General features: G+C 47.0%; 20 protein-coding genes and 2 tRNA genes. 14 read left to right on the forward strand and 8 right to left on the reverse strand.

Annotated features, from left to right (window positions below):
• From ABD846_RS13835 to ABD846_RS13875, 9 genes are all read left to right on the forward strand, one after another.
• A partial coding sequence (locus tag ABD846_RS13835) for a T9SS type A sorting domain-containing protein (RefSeq protein WP_344828261.1) occupies positions 1 to 562 on the forward strand: 562 nt, incomplete at its 5' end.
• Between the two features lie 30 nt (positions 563 to 592).
• Positions 593 to 2215 (forward strand): T9SS type A sorting domain-containing protein, encoded by a 1623-nt coding sequence (locus ABD846_RS13840; RefSeq protein WP_344828264.1) that lies wholly within the window; start codon positions 593 to 595, stop codon positions 2213 to 2215.
• A gap of 29 nt (positions 2216 to 2244) precedes the next feature.
• Entirely contained in the window at positions 2245 to 3870 is a 1626-nt protein-coding gene (locus ABD846_RS13845) for a T9SS type A sorting domain-containing protein (RefSeq protein ID WP_344828267.1), read from the forward strand.
• 31 nt (positions 3871 to 3901) lie between these two features.
• Complete coding sequence (locus tag ABD846_RS13850) at positions 3902 to 5521, forward strand: T9SS type A sorting domain-containing protein (protein ID WP_344828270.1); 1620 nt, start codon at positions 3902 to 3904, stop codon at positions 5519 to 5521.
• A 49-nt stretch (positions 5522 to 5570) separates the two neighbouring features.
• A complete protein-coding gene (locus ABD846_RS13855) occupies positions 5571 to 7187 on the forward strand; it encodes a T9SS type A sorting domain-containing protein (protein ID WP_344828273.1) in 1617 nt (538 codons plus the stop codon).
• A gap of 99 nt (positions 7188 to 7286) precedes the next feature.
• Positions 7287 to 8849: a T9SS type A sorting domain-containing protein gene (locus ABD846_RS13860; protein WP_344828275.1), complete on the forward strand. Its 1563-nt coding sequence runs from the start codon at positions 7287 to 7289 to the stop codon at positions 8847 to 8849.
• Between the two features lie 69 nt (positions 8850 to 8918).
• The gene (locus ABD846_RS13865) at positions 8919 to 10511 is read left to right on the forward strand and encodes a T9SS type A sorting domain-containing protein (protein WP_344828278.1); all 1593 of its coding nucleotides are present in this window, start codon (positions 8919 to 8921) and stop codon (positions 10509 to 10511) included.
• A 29-nt stretch (positions 10512 to 10540) separates the two neighbouring features.
• Positions 10541 to 12163, forward strand: a complete 1623-nt coding sequence (locus ABD846_RS13870; RefSeq protein ID WP_344828280.1) for a T9SS type A sorting domain-containing protein — start codon at positions 10541 to 10543, stop codon at positions 12161 to 12163.
• A gap of 335 nt (positions 12164 to 12498) precedes the next feature.
• Positions 12499 to 13782 (forward strand): T9SS type A sorting domain-containing protein, encoded by a 1284-nt coding sequence (locus tag ABD846_RS13875; RefSeq protein ID WP_344828283.1) that lies wholly within the window; start codon positions 12499 to 12501, stop codon positions 13780 to 13782.
• Between the two features lie 155 nt (positions 13783 to 13937).
• On the opposite strand, the gene rfaD is transcribed toward ABD846_RS13875, so the two are convergent.
• The 4 genes from rfaD to ABD846_RS13895 form a co-directional block, all read right to left on the reverse strand.
• Positions 13938 to 14912, reverse strand: a complete 975-nt coding sequence (rfaD, locus tag ABD846_RS13880) for an ADP-glyceromanno-heptose 6-epimerase (RefSeq protein ID WP_344828285.1) — start codon at positions 14910 to 14912, stop codon at positions 13938 to 13940.
• An 83-nt stretch (positions 14913 to 14995) separates the two neighbouring features.
• Positions 14996 to 15295 carry a hypothetical protein gene (locus tag ABD846_RS13885; RefSeq protein WP_344828287.1) on the reverse strand — a complete coding sequence of 100 codons (300 nt, stop codon included), beginning with the start codon at positions 15293 to 15295 and terminating at the stop codon, positions 14996 to 14998.
• Positions 15296 to 15370: 75 nt separating this feature from the next.
• Complete coding sequence (locus ABD846_RS13890; RefSeq protein WP_344828289.1) at positions 15371 to 15898, reverse strand: 3-hydroxyanthranilate 3,4-dioxygenase; 528 nt, start codon at positions 15896 to 15898, stop codon at positions 15371 to 15373.
• Positions 15899 to 15954: 56 nt separating this feature from the next.
• Entirely contained in the window at positions 15955 to 17196 is a 1242-nt protein-coding gene (locus ABD846_RS13895) for a hemolysin family protein (RefSeq protein WP_486374925.1), read from the reverse strand.
• A gap of 262 nt (positions 17197 to 17458) precedes the next feature.
• Here ABD846_RS13895 and ABD846_RS13900 point away from each other — a divergent pair, with 262 nt between their 5' ends.
• Both ABD846_RS13900 and ABD846_RS13905 read left to right on the forward strand, forming a co-directional pair.
• Entirely contained in the window at positions 17459 to 17803 is a 345-nt protein-coding gene (locus ABD846_RS13900; RefSeq protein WP_344828293.1) for a hypothetical protein, read from the forward strand.
• Between the two features lie 123 nt (positions 17804 to 17926).
• Positions 17927 to 18154 carry a hypothetical protein gene (locus ABD846_RS13905; protein ID WP_344828295.1) on the forward strand — a complete coding sequence of 76 codons (228 nt, stop codon included), beginning with the start codon at positions 17927 to 17929 and terminating at the stop codon, positions 18152 to 18154.
• A 4-nt stretch (positions 18155 to 18158) separates the two neighbouring features.
• On the opposite strand, the gene ABD846_RS13910 is transcribed toward ABD846_RS13905, so the two are convergent.
• Together ABD846_RS13910 and ABD846_RS13915 are read right to left on the reverse strand one after the other, a co-directional pair.
• A complete protein-coding gene (locus ABD846_RS13910) occupies positions 18159 to 20048 on the reverse strand; it encodes a DNA topoisomerase IV subunit B (protein ID WP_344828297.1) in 1890 nt (629 codons plus the stop codon).
• A gap of 60 nt (positions 20049 to 20108) precedes the next feature.
• Positions 20109 to 21272: a methionine aminotransferase gene (locus ABD846_RS13915; RefSeq protein WP_425568048.1), complete on the reverse strand. Its 1164-nt coding sequence runs from the start codon at positions 21270 to 21272 to the stop codon at positions 20109 to 20111.
• Positions 21273 to 21414: 142 nt separating this feature from the next.
• Here ABD846_RS13915 and ABD846_RS13920 point away from each other — a divergent pair, with 142 nt between their 5' ends.
• Entirely contained in the window at positions 21415 to 21636 is a 222-nt protein-coding gene (locus ABD846_RS13920; protein ID WP_344828302.1) for a hypothetical protein, read from the forward strand.
• A 48-nt stretch (positions 21637 to 21684) separates the two neighbouring features.
• On the opposite strand, the gene ABD846_RS13925 is transcribed toward ABD846_RS13920, so the two are convergent.
• Positions 21685 to 22503, reverse strand: coding sequence for a 2,3,4,5-tetrahydropyridine-2,6-dicarboxylate N-succinyltransferase (locus ABD846_RS13925; protein WP_344828304.1), 819 nt, complete (start codon positions 22501 to 22503; stop codon positions 21685 to 21687).
• A 138-nt stretch (positions 22504 to 22641) separates the two neighbouring features.
• On the opposite strand from ABD846_RS13925, the gene ABD846_RS13930 reads away from it, so the two are divergent.
• Positions 22642 to 22716: transfer RNA gene (locus ABD846_RS13930), tRNA-Val, on the forward strand.
• 43 nt (positions 22717 to 22759) lie between these two features.
• Positions 22760 to 22834: transfer RNA gene (locus ABD846_RS13935), tRNA-Val, on the forward strand.
• 80 nt (positions 22835 to 22914) lie between these two features.
• On the opposite strand, the gene ABD846_RS13940 is transcribed toward ABD846_RS13935, so the two are convergent.
• Positions 22915 to 24165, reverse strand: coding sequence for a T9SS type A sorting domain-containing protein (locus tag ABD846_RS13940; RefSeq protein WP_344828306.1), 1251 nt, complete (start codon positions 24163 to 24165; stop codon positions 22915 to 22917).
• Positions 24166 to 24260 lie beyond the last annotated feature (95 nt).

Raw genomic sequence — 24260 nt, forward strand, 5'->3', positions numbered from 1 at the left:
TTCAGGGTCTTCCTCGGCAGTTACGGAAGATGCACCCGACGGTAAAAAGGTTACCGAACTTATCGCCAACAACTGTACAATCGGCAACTTCACATTGCCTGTGGTATATCCCGGCACCACAGCGACACCGTGGCGGGTAGTGGTGTCTGCCAAGAGCGTGGATGTAAACCCGGGCTTTAATTATACTGCTTCAGGTACCAGTGAGCTGGATCTGACTACTATAGAAACGTACACACGTAGCGCCACCAGCCGGCTGGCAGATGCTGCAGATACAGCTTCCAATACATCTGTTGCCGGTTCGGGTGCGGCACCTGGCTTTAAGCTGTACCCGAATCCAAGTCCGGACGGGGTGTTCTTCCTGGAGCTTCCTTCAGGAGAAAAAGACATTGTTTACACCGGTTCGGTAATGAGCGCGGATGGAAAACTGGTGCAGCGGCTGGATCACATGCAGAGTGGGGCGAAGGCAAGCTTCAACCTGTCTCAGCAACCACACGGTATGTATCTGCTGAATGTGCATGATCCGGAAGGCAGGCTGGTGTTTACAACGAAAATCACATGGTAATAAATTTTTCTGTTCCGCAACATTTATTTTATGAGAAATAATTACTCTTTCCGTTATCTCAGAATCACTTTTTGTTTCATGCTGGTATTACACGGTCGCAGTGTCTTTGCCCAGCTCCCTCCCTATTATATGTCTCCGAGATCCTGGCCCGATCTGTTCACGTTTTATGAAGACAATAATGCGAATATGCCTGCCGGATCGGACCTTGTCAGTAAGTCGGTTATTTTCATTCATGGTATCAATCCCGATTTGCCTAACCCGGACGGAGATGCAAGCTCCACGGCATTTGTTATCCGCACGTTCCGGGATGATGATCTTGTATGCGTCTGTATGACCGGCCACCAGGCGAAGATTTTCAACGGGCGGCAAACTCCAACTGTCCCAAGTGACATTGAAATTAAAAATCAGATATCCATGAATTATAAAGCGAGAGACGTCGTTAGTGCTACCGATGGCGAACATCGTGTTGGTCCTCACGAAGCAGTCACCAGCTATCTGGACGAGATGCAATTAGTTGCTTATTTCGGAGACCCTATAAATTTGGGAACTGGTAACGACGCTGCTTTATTCCTGGTTGATAAACGCAAACTGCCACTTGCGAGTTTTGGTGCTTTGGGATATGGATTCCGTGTAGTTTCACCTTCGGCCACCCAAAAATATTTCACCATCGGACACCCCTGGGGTTATCCGCAGCGCTTGTCGGATAGTCTTTTTTATGATGATGACGACAACAACTGGATGGATTTTTCTACACGAAAGCCATATTGCGTGGGACGAGGGAGTTCCGGATCTCCGTTAATCCGTTCCGGTAGCGTAATGGTAGATGGAATTCTGTCAACTTCGGTCAATGGTGTGGAAATTGATGACGTTTCGATTGATGGACGATTAAGAGGCTATTTGTATTCAACAGATGTGCGTTTTACGAGGATGGCGATTCTGGCACCGGCAATTAAACAGCATTGCTGGAAAAATGTGAGTGAAGCGCAGATGACAACTTCCCTTGTTTACACGCAATCTGTGGAGGTATCCAATCCGGCCGCGTCTTTACGGAATACAAACCAGAGTATCACCTCTGCAACAGGTATCAGCGGATCGTCTGCGGCATTTACCGAAACCGCGCTTAATGGTAAAAAAATCACACGGCTTACGGCCAACAACTGTACGTTTGGCAGCTTTGCATTACCGGTGGCATATCCCGGCACCACAGCAACACCCTGGCGCGTGGTAGTGTCTGCTAACCAGGTGGATGTAAATGCGGGCTTTAGCTACGCTGCTTCAGGAATCAGTGAAATGGACCTGACTACTATAGAGACGTACACACGTAGTGCCACCAGCCGGTTGGCAGATGCTGCTGCGGATACTGCTTCCAACTCATCTGACGGAAACTCCGGCGTTGTATCCGGCTTTAAGCTGTTTCCGAATCCGAGTCCGGATGGTATTTTCTTCCTGGAGTTGCCAGCAGCGGAAAAAGACGTTGTCTATACCGGCTCAATAATGAGCGCGGATGGGAAACTGGTGCAAGAGCTAAATCATATGCAGGGAGGCACAAAGACAAGCTTTAACCTTTCTCAGCAACCACGCGGTATGTACCTGTTGAGCGTTTATGCTCCGGGTGGAGTGAAGGTGTTTACGATGAAAATCACATTGCAGTAAATGGTATGCATCTGCCGCAAATATTTTCTATGAAAAACCGGTACGCTTTTCGGTGTGTGTTGGTCACGCTCAGCACTTTGCTGCTGATAAGCAGCACGAGTCTGCGGGCACAATTGCCTGCAGCTTCGATGCCTCGGAAATCGCGGCCTGATCTGTTCACATTTTATGAAGATAATAATGCCAATATGCCCGCCGGCTCTGACCTTGTCAGTAAGTCGGTTATTTACATGCGGGGGATCAATCCTGATTTGCCGAATAGAGACCCGGCGAGTGCCGGTACCACTGCATTTCTTATCCGTACATTCCGCGACGACAATTTTGTTTGCCTGTGTATGACCGGTCATCAGGCGAAGTCTTTTAACGGAGAACAAACGCCAGCCGTTCCCAAAGATATTGAGGTTAAAAACTTTATAACCATGAATTATAAAGCCAAAGACGTTGTCAGCAGTATCGATGGCGAGCATTGTGTCGGTCCTCACGAAGGAGTGTCGAGCTATCTGAGCGAGATGCGACTGGTTGCTTATTTTAATGATCCTCTGCCGGAAGGAACAGATGACGACGCGGCTTTATTTCTTATCGATAAAAGAAAGCTGCCACTTGCCAATTTTGGTGCTTTGGGATACGAGTTCAGTAAAGCCACACCGTCGGCCACACAAAAATATTTCAGCATCGGACATCCCTGGGGGTATCCGCAGCGCTTGTCGAATAACCTTCTATACGATGTGGATGTTTATAACTGGATAGATTTTAATACGCAAAAGCCATATGTTTCCGGACATGGTGCTTCCGGCGCTCCGTTGGTCCATTCGGGTACCTTATCTGCTGAGGGAATTATGGCGGCGGTGTGCAATGGCGTAACAATTGATGAAATGTCAATCGAATTTCGAACGTTGAATTATATGTATTCAACGGAAATGCGCTTTACCCGGATGTCGCTGCTGGAATCTGCCATTAAAGAGCACTGCTGGAAAAATGCAAATAAAGCACAGATACTGAGTTCCGGTATTTATAAACAATCAGTGGAGGTATCCAACGCGAATACGGCACTTTTACGGAATACAAATCAGAGTATCAGCTCTGCGGCTGATATCAGCGGATCATCCGCTGCATTCACCGAAGATGCGCTTAATGGTAAAAAAGTTACCCAGCTCACGGCCAACAACTGTACGATGGGCAGCTTCATATTGCCTGTGGCATATCCCGGTACTACAGCGACACCCTGGTGGGTGGTGGTGTCTGCCAACCAGGTGAATGTAAATGCGGGCTTTAGTTATACAGCTTCTGGCACCAGTGGGCTGGACCTGACTACTATAGAGACGTACACACGCAGCGCCAGCAGCAGGCTTGCTGATGCCGAGGATACAGCTTCCGCTTCATCTGACGCAAACTCCGGTGTTGCATCCGGCTTTAAGCTCTATCCAAACCCGAGTCCGGATGGTATTGTCTCCCTGGAGCTGCCTGCAGCCACCTGGCCAATGGTATACCGGGGCGCTGTTCTGAGCATAGATGGTAAGGTGGTGCAGCAACTGGATGATATGCAATCCGGAACGAAAGCAAGTTTTAATTTGTCTCAGCAGCCGCGCGGCGTATATCTGCTGAATGTATACGGTTCGGACGGGATGAAAGTGTTTACAACGAAAATCACACTGCAATAAGCTATTCTTTATCTGAAAGAAATAATTTTCTATGAAAAATTGTAACTCCGTTCATTACCGCACAGTCGCGTGTTGCGTAGCACTGTTATTAAACAGTACCTGTGTCAGGGCACAATTACCGCTGGGTATGTCGCCCGTTATGGCCCGTCCGGATCTGTTTACATTTTACGAAGATAATAATGCCAATATGCCTGCCGGGTCGGATCGTGTCAGCAAGTCGGTTATTTTGCTGCAGGGTGTTAATCCGGCTCAGTCCAATAGCGGGGACGGGCAGTCTACAGCATTTATCATCCGCACATTCCGGGACGATGATCTTATGTGTGTATGTATGGCCGGCCATCAGGTGAGGACATTCAATGGAAATCGTATACCACCAAGTGTTCCCTTTGATCTGGACATCAAAAATCTGATATCTATGGACTATAAAGCTAAAAACTATATCAGTCCCACAGATGGTGCAACGTACGTCGGGCCTCACGAGGCAGCTTCTTCTTATCTGAGTCAGGCGCAGGTGGTTGCTTATTTTTGGGATCCCCCTTCTTCAGGAACCGGTAACGATGCTGCTTTATTGCTGATCAATAAGCGCAAATTGCCTTCCGGGAATTTTGTCGCTTTAGGTTATGATTTTGGCGCGATCAATATGTTTAATTACCAGAATTATTTTACTATTGGTCATCCATGTGGGTATCCGCAACGTTTGGCGAAAGATCTTTTATATTACGACGATGGAAATAACTGGATCGAATTTGAGGTGGCCAAGCCTTATGCGACGGCACCGGGATCTTCCGGAGCGCCTTTGATCAACACTACCACGCTAGCTGTACAGGGTATCCATTCGTATATATCCAACCCGGTAACATTTTATGCAACTTCTGTTGCGGGATGGATAGCGCCCTATAGCTATGCATTGGTTTTGGGCTTCACCCGGATGTCGCTGCTGGAGTCTGCCATTAAAGAACACTGCTGGAAGAATGCCAACAAAGAACAGATACTGAGTTCCGGTATTTATAAGCAATCAGTGGAGGTGTCCAATCCTAAATTGAATCTTCTACGGAATACCAATCTGAGTATATCTTTTTCTGCGGATATACCCGGGTCCTCGTCTGCATTTACGGAAGATGCGCTTGACGGTAAAAAAGTTACCCAGCTTACGGCCAACAACTGTACAATCGGCAGTTTTACATTACCGGTGGCATATCCGGGGACCACAGCTACACCCTGGCGGGTGGTGGTGTCTGCCAACAAGGTAGATGTAAATGCGGGCTTTAATTATACTGCTTCCGGAACCAGTGAACTGGACCTGACAACGTTAGAAACATATACACGCAGTGCGACCAGCCGGTTGGCTGATGCTGCGGATACTGCTTCCAATTCATCCGTTGCAGGGTCTGGCAATACACCCGGCTTTAAGCTGTACCCGAATCCAAGTCCTGATGGTGTTTTCTTCCTGGAGCTGCCTGCCGCGGAAAAGGACATTGTTTATACCGGCTCAATAATGAGTGCAGATGGAAAGCTGGTGCAACAGCTGGATCATATGCCGGGCGGTCAGAAGGTTAGCTTTAATCTTTCACGCTTTCCCAAAGGGATGTATGTGCTGAATGTGCATGATCCGGAAGGAAAAAGAGTGTTTACCGTAAAAATAGTGCTGTAACGGAAACCCGAAAATAACATCTATATCATTATTTCTATATTCAATTTTTATGAAAAACAATTACTTATATCCATTCGTCGCAGTCGCGTACTGTGTAATGCTTTCATGCTGCAATACCAGACTATGGGCTCAGGCCCCGCCTGAAATGCCGGTAAAGGCAAGACCTAACCTTTTTACTTTTTACACTCAGGGGGCAGCAACTATGCCTTCCGGTTCGGATCTCACCAGTAAAGGCATTATTTATATAAATGGGGTGAGCCCGAGAATAAATCCCGACCGTGTAAATTCCGGCTCTACGGCATTTATACTCCGCACCTTCCGCGACGATAACATTATCTGTGTATGCATGACCGGCCACCAGGTGAGTGATTTAGTGGGTGGCCGAACAATGACGGTTCCTATGGCGATTCCGATCGGCAATAATGTTTCGATGAATTACCGGGGAGAAGACAACACGATTGAAGACGTTGATTACGTCAACGTTGTAAGTCGTTCCACCGCCTTTTTACCTTATGGGGTGTTGGCCGGATTGGCTTTTGATGAGTCGAATGGTAAGGACGCAGCTTTGTTGCTCATTAACAAACGCATGTTGCCATTGACAGATTTTGCAGCACTGGGATACGATTTTTCTGCCGACAATGCGCAAACGGGTGGTAGCTATTATAGCCTCAGTCATCCGTGGAACTATCCTATGCGATTATCGGATAATGGTACATATGCAAGCGGAGACAACGATTGCATGGACGTATCTTTCAGCCAGCCTTACGGTATGGGAGATGGAAGCTCAGGAGGGCCGGTATTCCGGAGACCGTCTTCGGCTTCAGATCTTTCACCGGTAAAAGGCATTGTGTCGCTGGCACGCGAACCCATCTCCTCCTATTGGGAGTTTACAGCAGGGGCATTGCAGGTCGCTCATCTTTATTCTACCCGGGAACGCATTTCGAGAATGTCTTTACTTGAACCGGCTATCAAAGAGCATTGCTGGAAGAATGCTGATAAAAATGCACTGATGCAATCAGGCGCCTACAAACAAACGGTAATGGTCTCTAATCCTAAACCCGAATTGACCGTGAACCAGATAATAAATGCCGCAACAGATGTGAGCGGCTCTTCTGCTGCATCTACCGAAACAACTTCGGACGGAAAGAAAGTTACGTACTTTATGGCCAACAACTGCACAGTTGGCAGCTTTACGATGCCAACCACCTACCCCGGCACCGCAACGACCTGGCAGGTGGTGGTGTCGGCGAAACAGATAGATGTAAATGCTGGCTTTAACTACTCCGCTTCGGGAAGCAGCGAGTTGGATCTTACTACTGTTTCGTCTTACAGCGTGAGTGCTACCAGCAGGCTCGACGGCGCATCCGATAATTCTTCCTCCACCTCTCCTGAAGCCGGATTCGATACTGCGGCCGGATTTAAACTGTATCCCAATCCAAGTTCCGACGGCATATTTTACCTGGAGCTACCAGCGGGTAAACAAACAATTACATACAGAGGTTCCGTTTTCAGCGTAGATGGTAAGCTTGTGCAGCAACTGGGAGATATGCCGGGCGGAGGAAAAATAAATTTCAGCCTTTCGCAGCAGCCGCGTGGTATCTATATACTTAATGTACAAACGGCGGAAGGGAACAATGTGTTTATCACGAGAATAACGCTTCAGTAAAACTGTCGCATAAAGTAATGGATGATGATGTTGTTTGTCGAAGTAAAATTCCGTTTGACTGTAGCAAACTTTTACAGGGTCTCCCGGTTAACTATGGTTTTGCATCTGTTTTGCATCTCTCAGGTTTGGGCACAACGTCCCGACAAAATGCCGGTAAGATCAAGATCCGAATTGTTTACGTTTTACAGCAATGATATTGCAAACAGGCCGCAGGGGGCGGATATTGCCAGCAAAGGTATTATCAACATCGCCGGTGTAAATCCGGAATTTACAAATAGTACAGACCTGGGCGGATCCACTGCATTTATCATACGTAGTTTCAGGAATGATGATCGCTTTTGTGTTTGTATGACGGGGCACCAGGTAAAGACATTGTCAGGCGGGATAATACCGCCGGTGCCAGGCTATATCTATTTGAACAACAATATCCGCATGGACTACCTTGGTGAAGACAGTGCGTCTCATGGAACGAATTACGTCAGAATTAATAATTACTCGTCTTCTTTCCTGAGCCACGCAGAATTGGTCGAGCATTATCTGGACATTCCGATCAACCAGGATGCCGCATTGTTGCTGATTGACAAAAGTTGGTTTCCTTCAGAAAATTTTGCTGCCCTGGGATACGACTTTAGTCCCGTTAATGAACAGGCCGGAGGCAATCATTACGTATTAAGTCACCCCTGGGACTATCCAATGCGTTTGTCTGATTATGGCATTTTCCAGGAAGGGGATGAGCATTCAGTGGATATATCGGCGAACCTTCCTTTTGCATGCGGGGCAGGGAGTTCAGGAGCCCCTTTGCTCTCGCGGCCTTCCGGCGCTACAGTAAACGCTTTAGTAAAAGGAATTCTCTCAAGTGGCGTTGATCCCGTATCCGTAAGAGAATACGCCGCGGACGGAGTACCGCGTTTCTATAGTTATTCGACAGAAGCACGATATACCCGTATATCGTTATTGGAATCTGCGATCCGGAAGCATTGCTGGAATAAACAGGATAGTGCTGAAATCTCCCGCTCCGGTATGTATAAGCAAACGGTACTGGTGTCGAATGCTAAACCTGCGCTTAAACAGAACCAGTCTTTGAACAACGTTGCCGACGTGAGCGGTTCGGCTGCAGCGAAAACGGAAAGCAGCACAGATAAAAGAGTAACGATTACAAAGATCAGTGCCAATAATTGTTCCGTCGGCGGCTTTACGCTGCCTGTTACATATCCCGGTGGAACAGCTACATGGCGGGTGGTGATAGCTGCTAACCAGGTGGATGTAAATGCGGGCTTTAGCTACGCAGCTTCAGGAACCAGTGAACTGGACCTGACTACTATAGAAACGTACACACGCAGCGCCACCAGCCGAACGGCAGATGCCGCAGATACGGCTTCCAATTTATCTGACTCAAGCTTCTTTGCTACACCCGGCTTTAAGCTGTACCCTAATCCGAGTCCGGATGGGGTTTTCTTCCTGGAACTGCCTGCAACGGAACAACCCATTACTTACACTGGTTCGATAATAAATGCAGACGGAAAGCTGGTGCAACAGCTGAATCGCATGCAGAGTGGTCAAAAAGTAAGTTTCAGACTTGCATGTGTGCCTCAAGGAATTTACTTCTTGAATTTATATGTTCCGGATGGGAGAATAGTGTTTACTGTAAAAATTTTTACCTAATACAAACCAACGCTTCAAACGATCAATTAGCAGCTTGTACGACTTTATTGGTGTCTTATAATTAAAAATATGAATCGTCACTTAAGCATACTTTTTTCCTGCATGCTGACATTGAACATAGTTCCAACACTGGCTCAGGATTTCTATAAAATGCCAGCCCGGTCCAGACCGGATTTGTTCACCTTTTACAGCAGTAATAACGTTAACAGACCGCCGGGATCGGATATCGCAGGTAAAAGTGTTATCCATATTGCGGGTGTAGATCCGACTTTGCCTATGGAATCATTTGGCTCTACAGCATTTATCATCCGCAGTTTCAGAAATGATGATCGCTTTTGCGTTTGCATGACTGGTCATCAGGCGGAAATCTTTAATGGAGGACAGTCTCCAACCGTTCCTGGCTATGTTTCTTTTAATAATAACATCCATATGGATTATCTGGGAGAGGATGATTACGCTAATGGAACAGGTTATGTAAGAATTAATAATTATTCGTCTGCCTATCTGAGCCACGGGGAGTTGGTCGAATATTTCAATGATCTTCCTGTCGGCAGAGACGCAGCTTTGTTCCTGGTAGACAAGAGTTGGTTTCCTTCTGAAAATTTTGCTGCGCTTGGGTACGACTTTACCCCAATTAATGAACAGTCGGGAGGGAATCATTATGTTTTAGGTCACGGCTGGGATCATCCACTTCGCTTATCTGATTACGGCGTTTTTCAGGGAGGCAACCAAAACTCAGTGGATATATTTACGAGTCTGCCTTTTGCATTCGGAAGCAGCAGTTCGGGCTCACCTTTACTGACAAGGACTTCCGGTACAACAGTAAACCCCTTAGTAAAAGGGATCCTTTCAATGGGTCTGACTCCCACATTTGTTAATGAATATGCGGTCGACGGTATACAGCGTTCGTATGCATACAGTTCCGGAGGCGTATTTACACGTATATCATTGCTGGAGTCTGCTATCCGCAAGCATTGCTGGAACAAGCAGGATAGTACAGCAATATCCGGTTCGGGCATCTATAAACAAACGGTAATGGTGTCGAATCTAAAGCCTCAGTTAAGTATAAATCAGACAGTAAGTGCAGCAACCGATATAAGCGGATCTTCTGCCGCTTTTACTAAAACTGCTGTAGACGGAAAAAACATTACTCAATTTATTGCAAATAATTGTGTAATGGGCGGTTTCATATTACCCGTGATATATCCCGGCACCACGGCGACGCCTTGGCGTGTAGTAGTTTCTGCTAACCGGGTGGATGTAAATGCCGGATTTAGTTATACAGCTTCAGGAACCAGTGAACTGGACCTGACCACTATAGAAACGTACACACGCAGCGCGACCAGCCGGCTGGCAGATGCTGCAGATACGGCTTCCAATACATCTGTTGCCGGTTCGGGTGCGGCACCTGGCTTTAAGCTGTACCCGAATCCGAGTCCGGATGGAGTTTTCTTCCTGGAGTTACCTGCAACGGAAAAAGACATTGTCTATACCGGATCAATAATGAGCGTGGATGGAAAGCTGGTGCAGCAGTTGGATCATATGCAGGGTGGTGCGAAGGCAAGCTTCAACCTTTCTCAGCAACCACGCGGTATGTACCTGTTGACTGTGCATAATGCGGAAGGCAGGCTGGTGTTTACAACGAAAATTACATGGCAGTAATTTATCTGAATCTGATTAAATGTCTTTCTATGCAAAAGCACTATTCCATTCGTTTCCCGGCAGTCTTTTTTTGCGCAATGCTATTATTGAGCAATTCAGGTCTTTGGGCACAGTTGCCTTCACCCAATATGCCCTTGAAATCGCGGCCCGATCTGTTTACTTTTTATGAGGATAATAACCCAGCCATGCCGTCCGGCGCAAACAGCGCAAGCAAAAGTCTCATTTATCTGCAAGGAGGTGATCCGAATATTCCGGGCAATGATGGAGCCGGTTCTACAGCATTTATTATCCGCACATTCCGCGACGACGACTCTGTCTGCGTTTGTATGACCGGCCATCAGATAAGTGATTTCACCGGAGGCCAGAGTCCGACCGTTCCTGGTGAAGTTACCCTTAATAATTACATATCCATGAATTTTAAGGGGACAGATCTGGTGGATCTGGATGATGGAGTTCATTACGTAGGCGCCAATGAAGGAGCATCCTCATATCTGCATACGCTTAGAGTGGTTGCTTATTATCAAGATCCGCTAAGCGCCGGAACGGGCATCGATGCCGCTCTGGTTCTGATCAGAAAGCGACAGCTGCCTTCCGCGAATTACACCGCTCTGGGGTACGACTTCAGCGCAATAAATGCACTTAACTACCAGAATTACTTTACAATGGGGCACCCCTGGTGCTATCCTCAGCGTTTAGTCACTAATCTTGTATTTGATAACGATGCAAATAATTACGTATGGTTAAGAACACAACTGCCATTTGCATCGGGGCCGGGTGCCTCCGGATCTCCGTTGATAAATTCTGTAACAACGGCTGCACAGGGAATTCTGGCATCCTCAAGACTTAATTCAGCCATAAACCCGGAGCGCACAGTAAGCGGACGTACGTTAGAGTATAAATACGCAACGAATATACGTTTTACCCGGATGTCTTTGCTGGAGTCGGCCATTAAGGAGCATTGCTGGAAAAATGCTAACAAAGAGCAGATTCTCAGTTCCGGCAGTTACAAGCAAACCGTGCAGGAGGCCAACCCCGGTGCCTCTTTTTTCCAGGAATATAGCCTGAGTGTATCGCAGGTTGCTAATATATTCAGTTACTCCCGGACATCTACCGGAGATGCAAATGGTAAGAAAGTCACAGACTTTGCTGCCAAAAATTGTACGTTCGGAAGTTTTACGCTTCCTGCTGTATATCCCGGAACCACATCCACTCCCTGGCAGGTGGTTGTGACAGCAAAGCAGGTAGATGTGACCGCCGGATTTAGCTATACGGCTTCCGGTAGCAGCGAACTGGATCTGAACACAGTGGCAATATATGGCTCGCAAAGTGCTGCCAGCAAACTTGCAGGCGCCACAGATACTGCTTTTGCTTCGTCTGTTGCGGGTACTGATGCCGCATCCTGTTTTAAACTATACCCGAACCCAAGTACCGACGGTACTTTTTATCTGGAATTGCCGCATTCGGAAAGAGCGGTTCGTTACAAGGGTACCATCCTGAGCATAGACGGGAAAGCCGTCCGGCAGCTGAATGATATGCAGAGCGGGCAGAAGGTGGATATCAGTCTTCCTCACTTACCGAAAGGCTTCTATCTCCTGAATGTGCAGAATGAAAAAGGAATACGTGTGTTCAGCACTCAATTGATTTATGAATAAAGGCAATATTAAATATGCTGAAAACTAAGAAAATGCTGCGAATTGTGACGGTATGCGTTTTACTGATCTTTATAGTGGGGAAACTGTTTGCGCAAGTACCGCTATCTATGCCGGTCAGGTCCAGGCCCGATTTATTTACGTTTTACACACCCGGAAATCCTTTTTTTCCTCCGGGGTCGGATCTCACGAGCAAGAGTGTTATTTTCCTGAGCGGTCAGGATCCAGAGGTCAACGTTAATAGTTTACACAATGGTTCAACGGCATTTGTAATCCGTACGTTCAGAGACGATGATTTTGTCTGCGTCTGCATGACAGGGCACCAGATAACAGCGCGGATGCCCCTGGTCATTCCCATACCTTCAACCATACATTTTAATACTACAATCGCGATGGATTATCTCGGTTCGAACAATACTGTTAACGGAACGGACTACGTACGGATCAATAATTTTCCGACCTCGTTTTTGAGCACAGGATTATTGGTTGGCTATTATGATGATCAAATAGCAGGAAAAGATGCCGCTTTAGTGCTTATTGATAGGCGCAGATTGCCGTCTGTCGATTTTGGCGCGCTTGGGTATGATTTTACTCAGATTACTGCTTTCACAGGCTGGAACTATTATAATATCAGTCATGCCTGGGCTTATCCTCAGCGTTTGTCGGATCATGGGATATACCAGAACAGCAGTGTCAATTCAGTTGATGTGGCATTTAATCTACCAATGGGCATAGGGGGGGGCAGTTCCGGATCTCCTGTTCTGAATATTGCATCTGCAAATGATATCAATTCTTCTGTAAAAGGAATAGCTTATTCCATATTGAATGCCGTGTTTTACCCGGAGGTAACTGCCGGAGGAAACTTAACCAATAACGCTTATTCCACAACCGTACGGTTCACCAGGATATCCGCTCTGGAATCGGCGATCCGGGAAAATTGCTGGAAGAATTCAAGCAGGGACGAAATATCGCGGTCGGGAATATATAAGCAAGCCGTCCGGGTACCGAATCCCAAGCCGGCTTTAGATATCAATCAGACCATAAGCACAGCCACCGATCTGCTTGGTTCTATCGCTGCATTTACCGAGACCACTACTGATGGTATGAAGGTCACGCAGCTCACAGCCAATAATTGTAATATCGGCAGTTTCACGCTGCCTGCAAGCTATCCTGCCTCGGCGACAAGCCCCTGGCAAGTGGTAGTGACAGCGAAACAGGTTGACGTAAACCCGGGATTCAGCTATACGGCTTCAGGAAGCAGTGAACTGGATCTTACTATAGTAGGAAATTATGGTACAGAGAGCGCCACGAGCAGATTAGCTGATACGGCCGGATCATCCGCTACCGATGCCACCACCGCCGGACAAATGCCTGGTTTCAAAGTGTATCCTAATCCGAGCCCTGATGGTCTCTTTTATCTGGAATTGCCGCAATCGGAACAGCCTGTTGTTTACAGGGGCGCTATTGTAAGCATAGACGGAAAGCTCTTACAGCAACTGACTGACATGCGGAGCGGCGGGAAGGTGAGCTTCAATTTGTCTCAATTGCCGCAGGGAATCTACATTCTGAAAGTGCAGACCTCAGAGGGTGCAATCGTATTCACGACGAAAATTACGCTGTAGCGTAGAAGCGGAATGGCATGTGTCCATTGATTGCGGTTACCGGTAACTGTTCAATTGCCGCAAGGGTAGCATGAGACCGACGTGGTTAATGTAAAATGCAGGTCGCGATGTATGAAAAGAGAGGAATGTCTGTATTCCTCTCTTTTTTTTTAAACTCATTGGCGGGAAAGGTACTGATCAATATAATCTTTCACTCCTTCTTCGAGTGAATAGAAAGGCTTATCGTAACCTGCATTCTTTATTTTCTGCATATCCGCTTCGGTAAAATACTGGTATTTATCGCGGATATCTTCCGGAGTGTCGCGGAATCGGATGTCTTCCGGAATGCCAAGCGCATGAAACACCGCTTTTGCCAGGTCGATGAACGTCCTTGCCTTACCTGTGCCCGCATTGTACAGCCCGCTCTCCGGTTGCGTTTCCATCAGCCATTCCACTATATTCAGAATGTCTTTTACGTAGATGAAATCGCGTAATTGCTCTCCGTCTTTGTATTTGGGATTATGCGACCGGAACAGGGTAATACTGCCTGTATTGCGGATCTGATGGTAAGCATGAAAGATCACTGAAGCCATACGCCCTTTATGGTACTCATTGGGACCATAAACATTGAAAAATTTCACCCCTGCCCAGAAAGGAGGATGGTGCTTTTGCTGCAGCGCCCAGATATCAAATTCGTTTTTGGAAATGCCATATGGATTGAGCGGCTGTAATTGTTCCACGATGTCGTGCGTGTCCTTATAGCCAAATGCGCCGTCGCCGTATGTGGCCGCAGAAGATGCATACACCAATGGCAGCTGCTGTTCGTAACAGATTTCCCAGAGGTTTTTGGTGTATTCGAGATTCAGGCGTTTATGAATCTCGTAATTCATTTCGGTGGTGTCCGTACGCGCGCCAAGGTGGAATATATACTGCACTTTCCCGGGATGTTCTCTGAGCCAGTTGAAAAACTGATCGCGGTGTATCTTCAGCGCATATTTCCGGCCTTTAAGATTAGGAGCTTTCTGTTCATTGCCAAAATCATCGACCAGTACCAGGTTCCCGAATCCTTTTTCGTTAAGATTTTCGGCGAGTTTGCTGCCGATAAATCCTGCTGCGCCGGTAATGGCAATCCAGCTGTCCTGTTGCATCATGTATAAGAGACTTTACTCAAAAATAAAAGCAATACCCGGTGGTATTGCTTTAAGATAATTTAAAATCGGTCATTGCCCGGTTATTAGTGGTGAGCTTCTTCTGCAGCAGGAGCTTCGTGTGCCGCTTCTGCTTCGTGATGCTCAGCCGCGTCTGCATGTTCTGCTTCGCCTGCTTCGTGCGACTCGTGCGTGGCTTCGATTGCATGGTGACCTGCGCCGTGGCCGCTTTCGTCGTGGCTAGTGGATTTTATAAAGCCAATTGCGCAGAGAAACAATCCCGCAAGAATAAATACGAAGTAAAAAGCAGATTTAAACGCAATCACCGGTTTATCCGCTTCCGCGTCATGATGGTGATGTCCGTGGCTGTTATGATCGTGTGACATATATCGTTTTCGAAATTTTTTATTACGCTGCGAAGATAATTGTTTCAGCTAAAAAATAAAGTAGGCCTCTCTAATTTATTTGCGCGGTGTAGGTGGTTCCATAACCGCACCGCACTTTTTACAGGTACGTTTATCCTCGTCTGCATAGAAACGCGCCATCAGCGGCGGGAGATCCTTCACTATATCTTTCACTCCGATGGGTTCTTCATAAAGTTTTTCGTGACAATTTTCGCAAAACCACATAAACGCATCCATCTCTCCTTCGTCACGCACTTTTTCCACCACAATGCCGATCGTATTCGGACCGCGCTGGGGAGAGTGGGGTACTTTACCGGGAAGCAGGAACATGTCGCCCTCTTTTATTTCGATGTCTCTGATCACACCCTCATCCTGTATACGTACCACAATATCGCCTTCCAGCTGCAGGAATAATTCTTCCGTACGGTTGTAGTGAAAGTCTTTACGGTTGTTCGGCCCGCCAACCACCATGACGATAAAATCGCCGGTGTTGTGGTACACAGATGCGTTGCCTACCGGAGGTTTCAGCAGGTGACGGTGTTCGTCGATCCATTTTTTTAGGTTGAAAGGAGCGGTAACTGCCATTAGTTGAAGAATTAAAACAGGTAAAAGAATTTGCTGTCAAACATACGATGGAACGATCAATCCATCACAATCATTTTTACGGTCTCGATACGCGTGTCGCTCACCAGTAACACCACAAACTGGTAATTGTCGATCAGTATCTTTTCATTTTGCCGCGGTATGGTTTCATGCCGGTCGATAATATAGCCCGAAAGCGTTTCTGCCTCGTCTTCCGGAAAATCAAACCCGTATTTTGCATTCAGGTAGTCCAGCTCCAGGCGACCCGAGAAAATATATTCATTGGAGGAGAGTTGCTGCTCCACATATTGCTCTACATCATATTCGTCATTGATGTCGCCGAATATTTCTTCCAGCACGTCTTCCATTGTAGCGATACCGGCAGTTCCGCCGAATTCATCGATCACCCAGGCAATGCTTTTGCGTTCGCGCGTAAACTGGTTCATCAGGTCCACTGCGCTCATTGCTTCCGGGACCGGTGAAATGGAGTGAAGTACAGACTGGATACCGGATGGATTTTTATGCAGATCGAGGTGATGCACGTAACCGAGCACATTGTCGATAGAGCCACTGTAGACAATGATCTTGGATAATTGTGTTTCGATAAATTTCTGACGCAGCACGGAAAGCGGTGTATGCAGCTCCACTGCTTCCACTTCGTTACGCGGAATCATAAACTTGCGCACTTTGATATTCACCAGTTCCAGTGCGTTTTCAAACAGTTCGGTATTCAGTTCGCCGGAGTCGCCCTGATGGCCGTGCAGACTCTGTTTGATGAACTGCTCCAGGTCTGTGCGGTTAAACACTTCCTTGCCGCTGCGGATACGCACATTAAGCAGGTAATGCAGGATGAACTCCGATACGCTCACAAAGAATTTTGCAAGCGGGTAGAATATCCAGTAGGTAAGCTGCATGGGTATCGCAAACAGCGTGAGGAGACGCTCCGAGTTGGATTTGAAAATAATCTTTGGCAGGAATTCGGCCACAAAAAGGATCACCAATGTTGCAAACGTGGTGTCTGCAATGAGGGATACATATTCAAATGCACTGTGACTGACGCCTTTTTTCAGGAAGCCGAATAACGCTTCCCACCAATGTTCCGTAAGACGGGTCATCAGTAATCCGTAAATCACGAGAAAAACATTTACGCCTATCAGGCTGGAGCCGATAAATTCTTCCGGGTGGGCCGAGAAATTTCCAAGGATTTTTCCGGTAAGTGAACCTCTTTTACGCTTAAGCTCAATATTCAGTTTGCTTGCAGAGATAAACGCAATCTCCGTACCCGCAAAAAAAGCGATCATGAGTACGCAAATCGATATATAAACTAATAAATGGCTGTGGTCCATACAACTCAAAAATAAGCGGAAACGCGGAATTTCAAATTTTTTATCTGCGGACTTCCGACCGTAAAATTCAATACCTGCGCACTTTTAAGGTGATTTTACCCACGATTATGGAAAACTTTAAAAGACTTTTGGGAAAATTCTAGGTAAATCAACGGATATTTGGCACGAGAATTGCTTAGGATAATCAAGAGACAATTTACTAAACATCGAATTATCAATGAATGAGCTCCCTTTACCGGATTATGCTGCTGCGCATCACAGGCTTGCACTGCCGGTTCTGAACGCGGAAGGTAATCCGATATCCGGAGCCTGGGGACTTATCCACTTTGAGTCGGACCAGGAAATTTCCGAATCGATGATCACCTTAAGCCTGCTTTATCCGGGTACTTTTAAAACAGCATTCTTTATTTTTTCAAATGATCAGGAATCGTTGATTCTGATCCCTTTTGATCAGGCGAAAAGGATACGTCAGAGCGCCGATGCAGAATATATGGGCAGGCATGCATATCATTTGCAGGAAGTGACCTACCATGCGGGTATTCTGTACAGTCCGGCAGCATAATGGTTTACCGACTCAGTTGCCGCTTTTACCGCCGTTTAACCTAAATTTCTTTAACACATCGCACGAATTACCTAGGTTTGCCTTGTTTTAAGCCCCATTTAAAATCCGGTAAATCGTAGGTATATGACTGCCACACGCGCCACCATCCTCCTGTTCAGGACCAATATCCGCAGCCTGCAGCAACAGTTGCGCCTTAAATTTCTGCTTGATCAGATGAAGCAGATAGAACGCTGGTGTATTGATACGGAAGACCGCGACCGTGTACTCAAGATCATTTCCCCTACGCTGAAACCCCAGGAAGTGATCCTCTCGGTACTCTCCCTGGGGTTTGAATGCAGCGAACTCGAATAATATGTCAGGCTTTTAGCAATTCTTCTTCAAGGTCTTTTTCAATCACCAGGTTTTCGATAATAAACGTCTGGCGCTGAGGTGTGTTTTTGCCCATAAAGTATTCCAGTAATTTCTGGATCTGTGTATCCTGGCTCAGCATTACGGGTACCTTACGCATATCTTCCCCGATAAATCCAGCGAATTCTTCCGGAGAAATCTCTCCAAGTCCTTTGAATCGCGTGATTTCCGGTTTGTTGCCCAATTGATGGATCGCGCGCTGACGTTCCTCATCGGTATAGCAATAAATCGTTTTCTGCTTGTTACGCACACGGAAGAGTGGTGTTTCAAGGATAAACACGTGACCGTTACGCACGAGATCCGGGAAAAACTGCAGGAAAAATGTCATGATCAGCAGGCGGATGTGCATACCATCCACGTCGGCATCGGTTGCGATCACAATATTGTTGTAACGCAGTGTGTCCATGCCTTCCTCAATATTCAGCGCATGCTGCAATAAATTAAACTCCTCATTTTCATATACCACCTTTTTAGTCAGGCCGAAACAGTTGAGCGGCTTACCGCGCAAACTGAATACTGCCTGCGTTTCCACATTGCGGCTTTTTGTGATGGATCCGCTTGCCGAATCCCCCTCAGTAATGAATATGGTCGATTCGTTCTGCTTCTGAACAAACTCTTCTTTAGTTTTTGCCGGAGGCTGATCGTTATAGTGAATACGGCAATCGCGCAGCTTTTTATTATGCAGGTTTGCTTTTTTCGCACGCTCATTGGCCAGCTTACGGATACCGGATAACTCTTTCCGCTCACGTTCACTTTGTTCTATACGCTTCTTAAGCGCTTCGGCAGTGGACGGATTTTTATGCAGGAAATTGTCCAGTTCTTTGGCCAGAAACTCCAGCACAAAAGATTTCATGCTTGCGCCACCTTCTGAAACCGTCTGTGAACCGAGTTTTGTTTTCGTCTGACTTTCAAATACCGGTTCCTGTACCCTTACGGCAATTGCGGCGCAGATACTCTGACGGATATCGGATGCATCGTAATCTTTCTTAAAGAAATCGCGGACCACCTTTACAAAAGCCTCGCGGAATGCGCCCTGGTGCGTACCACCCTGAGTGGTGTGCTGACCGTTTACAAACGAGTAGATATCCTCCCCGTAATCGCCGGTATGCGTAAGCGCGATCTCAATATCAGTACCCTTCATATGTATGATGGGGTAACGGATGGTTTCCGGATTGGTTTTACGCTGCAACAGGTCCAGTAACCCGTTTTTTGAGACAAAATTCTTCCCGTTGAAGTGGATCTGTAATCCGGCATTCAGGAAGCAGTAGTTCCATATCTGGTTTTCTACATATTCCAGTATGAATTTATAATGCTTGAAAATAGTGTCGTCGGGCGTGAAAATCACCAGAGTGCCATTTGCCTGATCGGTGCTTGCCTCTTTGTGTTCTTTCAGCAGTTGTCCGCGCTCGAAGTCGGCAGTTTTCATTTTGCCGTCTCGGAAAGAAGTGACGCTGAAGCGCGTGCTGAGCGCATTCACGGCTTTTGTACCCACACCGTTCAAACCCACCGATTTCTGAAAAGCTTTACTGTCGTACTTCGCACCGGTATTGATTTTGCTTACCACATCCACCACTTTTCCGAGCGGGATACCCCGTCCGTAGTCGCGGATAGTTGCGATTCCGTTTTCAAGTGTCAGCTCAATTTTTTTGCCATAGCCCATCATGTATTCGTCGATACAGTTGTCCATCACCTCTTTGAGCAGCACATAAATGCCGTCGTCCACACTGCTTCCGTCGCCGAGTTTCCCGATATACATACCGGGGCGCAGGCGGATGTGTTCCCGCCAGTCGAGCGACCGTATACTGTCTTCGTTATACACTACTTCTTGTTCTGCCATCTCTGCGTTGCCTTGGTTTTTCTTTTGCGCAAATGTAACTGGTTTTCATTTTTCCGGAACTCATTTTCCGGAAGCAACGGCTTTGAGCCGCAATGCCGCCTCTTTCAGCGTTTCCTCTTTTTTGGCAAAGCAAACCCGGAGTATCTTATGATCGGTGCCGTCGCTGTAAAATGCGCTTACAGGGATAGATGCGACACCGAATTGCTCCGTCAGGAAGCAGGCATAGTCTTTATCACTCATATCGGATAATCCTTCATAAGAATATAGCTGGAAGTAGCTGCCTGATGCCGGTGCCAGCATCCGGAACGGAGTGTGTTGCATAAGACTGTTGAAATAATCACGCTTTTGCTGTAGTAATGCTGCAGGCTTCGCCAGATTTCCCGAACCGATAAACTGTGCCAATGCCCATTGAGCCGGTGTGTTTACGCTGAAGCTCAGAAACTGATGCAGCCGGCGAAAAGCCTTACTCATAGCCGGAGGAGCAACCGCAAAGCCGATCTTCCAGCCGGTATTGTGAAACACTTTTCCAAACGAATAAAGCGCAAAACTGCGTTCGCGGAGACCGGGGTGCTGTAACACCGAATAATGCTGCCGCCCGTCGAATAATAATTGCTCATATACTTCGTCGGACAATACATATACAGGCCGATCTTTGAGCAGTTCCCATAAGGTATTCCAATCTTCCGCAGACCATACGCTTCCGGTAGGGTTATGAGGAGTGTTAACAATGATCGCTTTTGTGCGTTCGGTAATTGCAGCGGCAATTGCATTCCAGTCCGGACGGAAAGAGTGGGGGAGCAGCTTCACCGGTACGGGGATCGCTCCCGACATTTCAATATTCGGAATATAACTGTCGTACGCGGGTTCGAGTACAATCACTTCGTCACCAGCCTGCAGCAGGCTGGTGAAAGCCGTGTAAATGGCATAAGTGGCTCCCGGTGTGATGGTAATCTCGGTTTCCGGGTCAATTGCAACCCCGTAACGCGTGAGAAAATCGGCGGCAATGGCCTCTCTCAATGCGGGGAGACCCGGCATGGGAGCGTATTGATTCAGTCCGGAAACGGACGCTTCGTGCAGCAGCGTAGATAATTGTCCCTCAATCGGAAAGTCCGGAAAACCCTGCGAAAGGTTAATTGCATTATTTTTTTGAGCTAAAAGGCTCATCACGGAAAATATTGTTGTGTCTGCAGCGTTATGTTTAGCAGGTAGCTGTCCGGGAAACATGATTACGGATATGTCGGGTTGGGAGTTTGATGAATAAGAATGGCTGAAAATACAAAAGCCATGTGTTTTCCGTAACATTTTTTCCCCGGCAGCTGTCTTTTTTTGATCGGATTTTTTTGCTCAGCAACAGAAACAAGTGTTTATGAAAAAGACACACCAGGTCACATTAACGCCATTGACGAAGGACACCGCTCCGGAACCTGATTTTCAGGTCTGTAAAAAATGCGGCGAGAAAAAAGAGAAAGACGCGTTTCGCAAAGCCAATCTCTGGCGGGCGAAGGTGTGCATCGAATGCGATTATGCTACAAAAAAGGCGAAGACAGATGCGCTTCGTAAGGAAAAAGATATTTACGGATTTTTTTAAATACAAAAGGCGCTGATTGCAGCGCCTTTTGTATTAATATTTATATAGTTACACTGCTACATTAAAATCGCGCAGTGCATCGTTCAGACTTGTTTTGAGATTGGTGGATTCCTTGCGCTGGCCGATAATCAGGGCACAGTTCACATGGTAGGTGCCGGCGGGGAATTCCTTGGCATAAGAACCCGGGATCACCACGCTGCGTGCGGGAACACGACCTCTGTACTCAACGGGCTCCGCTCCGGATACGTCGATGATCTTTGTCGATTGTGTGAGTACTACATTCGCTCCGAGCACAGCTTCTTTTTCCACGTGCACACCTTCCACCACGATACAGCGGGAGCCGATAAAGCAACCGTCTTCGATAATCACCGGAGCCGCCTGTAATGGTTCCAGTACACCACCGATACCCACGCCCCCGCTCAGATGTACATGCTTTCCTATCTGAGCGCAGGAGCCCACGGTAGCCCATGTGTCGACCATCGTACCCTCATCGACATAAGCACCGATATTTACATAGGAAGGCATCAGCACCACACCGCGTGCAATGTATGCTCCGTAGCGCGCTACAGCGTGCGGCACCGCACGTACGCCGAGTGCTTCGTAATTCTTTTTAAGCAGCATTTTGTCATAAAACTCCATAGGGCCGGATTCCCAGGTCTGCATTTTCTGAACGCCGAAGTACATCAGGATCGCTTCCTTCACCCATTGGTTTACCTGCCAGGAGCCGTCTGCAGCAGGGGCTGCCACACGTAAAGTTCCTTTATCGATCAGTGCAATCGTATCATGAACAGCCTGTTCGTAGGCTGCGTCTTTCAGCAGTTCGCGGTTGTCGTAGGCTGCGCGAATCAGCCCCATCAGTTGGTCCATTATCAGTTGTTTCTTTGTGCGAAAATAGAGCCGAAAAACTTTTTTCTTAAAAAAATTTGGAGAATCCGAACCATCTTCTATCTTTGCACTCCCAAAGCGCTGAAAACGATGCGTGAAAGGGTAAAAGTTCTTAAAATCGGAAGCATAGCTCAGCTGGTTCAGAGCATCTGCCTTACAAGCAGAGGGTCCGCGGTTCGAATCCGTGTGCTTCCACTAAAGCTTCGCAATTATGCGAGGCTTTTTTATTTCGATTTCAGGAAGCATAGCTCAGCTGGTTCAGAGCATCTGCCTTACAAGCAGAGGGTCCGCGGTTCGAATCCGTGTGCTTCCACAGACAAAAGCCCCGCATCAGCGGGGCTTTTTTATTGTTTATTTTTTCAGACAGAAAGGCTATTCCTTGCAAAGCAGCACTCAGTTTTTTATAAAAGAAGCAGTTGCACGCTGATTGCCACCTTCCAGCCGTACAATATAATTCCCTGCAGGAAGCGATTCCGTATCAATGCTGACTTCACTGCTGTTTTTATCGAGGTGCAGCGCTTTTGTTTTCACTGCCGTGCCCTGCATATCGTATAACACAATCCTGTACAGGTCTTCCGTGGCATCTGAAATCAGCATATACACCTGGGAGCCTGCCGGATTGGGGTAAAGTTTTATGGCGAAATAGTCTGATGTGTCGGCCACATCTTCCATCCGGTATCCTCTGGTGCGGACAAAACTTGCAAACGGATCATGGAATGTGCAGGCGTTATTTTCGACGATCCATTTTTCATTTTTGGTAAACGCAACATGACCATCGTCCTGACAGTCGGCATAACCATCGCCTGCGAGTTCGTTGCCTATCTGGCGCAACAGGTTCCTTTTAAATAGTACGGCGTCCATATTTAAATCCGAAGGTTCTTTCGCAATTTTATACCCCTGGTACAATATGTTGCTGAAACAACTGTTTTTTGTAGCCGATAAGGCCAGAACGCCCGCCATATAATGGTCTACATGATCTCCGTTGTTTCTTGTTCCTGCGATATCCGGCATATTTATTTCCTTCAGGTCAGTGATGCCGGCGGTTTCCGTCCGGATGATTGAGGAGATCGTTTCAACTATATCCTGCCAGCCTGTATACTGGTTCTGGTTGTCTACCGAATTCAACGTAGTTATCTGGTTTTTATACAGCTTTTTCAACGCATGTTGTCCTTGTGCCTCGACGCCACCGTCCGGGAGCCGGAGATAATAAGATACCGTATTTTTATAGCGCCTGACAACGATACTGTGACTATTGACAGCTGTTATACTGTATGAATCACGGTTGCTGTCGGAAACTGACTGACAAAGAAAAATGGTGCTTTTCATTGCGGCAAATTCCCGTGCCATAAAATAGGGAATCTTACCCATGTCTCTGATGCTGTTGCCAGCCCCGGCATCGCCTGCTGTAACATAAATAAAAACCATCTTGCGCGATGGAATACCGGCTACTTCATTGGCATGCTTTCCCATGAACAATTGCCAGTCATCGGGATGTGCCACAACGAAGAAAGAAACGCTGTTGTAGCCGTCTGCATATAATGTGTACGGTGTTGTAAAAAATGCAAGGAACGCGAGGAGCGTTTGCAGTGATTTGGTCAGATGCCGGTGCGGGATCATAAGGTGGATCGGAAGGACTGCTTTCATTAACGCAAGCCGTAGTCGTCGCATTGTGTATCTGCCCGAAGTCAGGCGTACTTTTTTTCAGTTCTTCCGTCCTGCAAAGGTATACAGCACCTGTT

The organism is Rurimicrobium arvi (genome assembly GCF_039540495.1).
In the GTDB taxonomy this organism is placed as follows: Bacteria; Bacteroidota; Bacteroidia; order Chitinophagales; family Chitinophagaceae; genus Rurimicrobium; species Rurimicrobium arvi.

Excerpts from the sequence above, each read along its gene's own strand:
- ABD846_RS13905 (WP_344828295.1), top strand. The coding sequence starts at position 17,927 with ATGACTGCCACACGCGCCACCATCCTCCTGTTCAGGACCAATATCCGC.
- ABD846_RS13915 (WP_425568048.1), bottom strand. The coding sequence starts at position 21,272 with ATGTTTCCCGGACAGCTACCTGCTAAACATAACGCTGCAGACACAACA.
- ABD846_RS13890 (WP_344828289.1), bottom strand. The coding sequence starts at position 15,898 with ATGGCAGTTACCGCTCCTTTCAACCTAAAAAAATGGATCGACGAACAC.
- ABD846_RS13920 (WP_344828302.1), top strand. The coding sequence starts at position 21,415 with ATGAAAAAGACACACCAGGTCACATTAACGCCATTGACGAAGGACACC.
- ABD846_RS13840 (WP_344828264.1), top strand. The coding sequence starts at position 593 with ATGAGAAATAATTACTCTTTCCGTTATCTCAGAATCACTTTTTGTTTC.
- ABD846_RS13895 (WP_486374925.1), bottom strand. The coding sequence starts at position 17,196 with ATGATCGCTTTTTTTGCGGGTACGGAGATTGCGTTTATCTCTGCAAGC.
- ABD846_RS13865 (WP_344828278.1), top strand. The coding sequence starts at position 8,919 with ATGAATCGTCACTTAAGCATACTTTTTTCCTGCATGCTGACATTGAAC.
- ABD846_RS13850 (WP_344828270.1), top strand. The coding sequence starts at position 3,902 with ATGAAAAATTGTAACTCCGTTCATTACCGCACAGTCGCGTGTTGCGTA.
- rfaD (WP_344828285.1), bottom strand. The coding sequence starts at position 14,912 with ATGATGCAACAGGACAGCTGGATTGCCATTACCGGCGCAGCAGGATTT.
- ABD846_RS13875 (WP_344828283.1), top strand. The coding sequence starts at position 12,499 with ATGCCCCTGGTCATTCCCATACCTTCAACCATACATTTTAATACTACA.
- ABD846_RS13855 (WP_344828273.1), top strand. The coding sequence starts at position 5,571 with ATGAAAAACAATTACTTATATCCATTCGTCGCAGTCGCGTACTGTGTA.
- ABD846_RS13870 (WP_344828280.1), top strand. The coding sequence starts at position 10,541 with ATGCAAAAGCACTATTCCATTCGTTTCCCGGCAGTCTTTTTTTGCGCA.
- ABD846_RS13910 (WP_344828297.1), bottom strand. The coding sequence starts at position 20,048 with ATGGCAGAACAAGAAGTAGTGTATAACGAAGACAGTATACGGTCGCTC.
- ABD846_RS13845 (WP_344828267.1), top strand. The coding sequence starts at position 2,245 with ATGAAAAACCGGTACGCTTTTCGGTGTGTGTTGGTCACGCTCAGCACT.
- ABD846_RS13940 (WP_344828306.1), bottom strand. The coding sequence starts at position 24,165 with ATGAAAGCAGTCCTTCCGATCCACCTTATGATCCCGCACCGGCATCTG.
- ABD846_RS13900 (WP_344828293.1), top strand. The coding sequence starts at position 17,459 with ATGAATGAGCTCCCTTTACCGGATTATGCTGCTGCGCATCACAGGCTT.
- ABD846_RS13885 (WP_344828287.1), bottom strand. The coding sequence starts at position 15,295 with ATGTCACACGATCATAACAGCCACGGACATCACCATCATGACGCGGAA.
- ABD846_RS13925 (WP_344828304.1), bottom strand. The coding sequence starts at position 22,503 with ATGGACCAACTGATGGGGCTGATTCGCGCAGCCTACGACAACCGCGAA.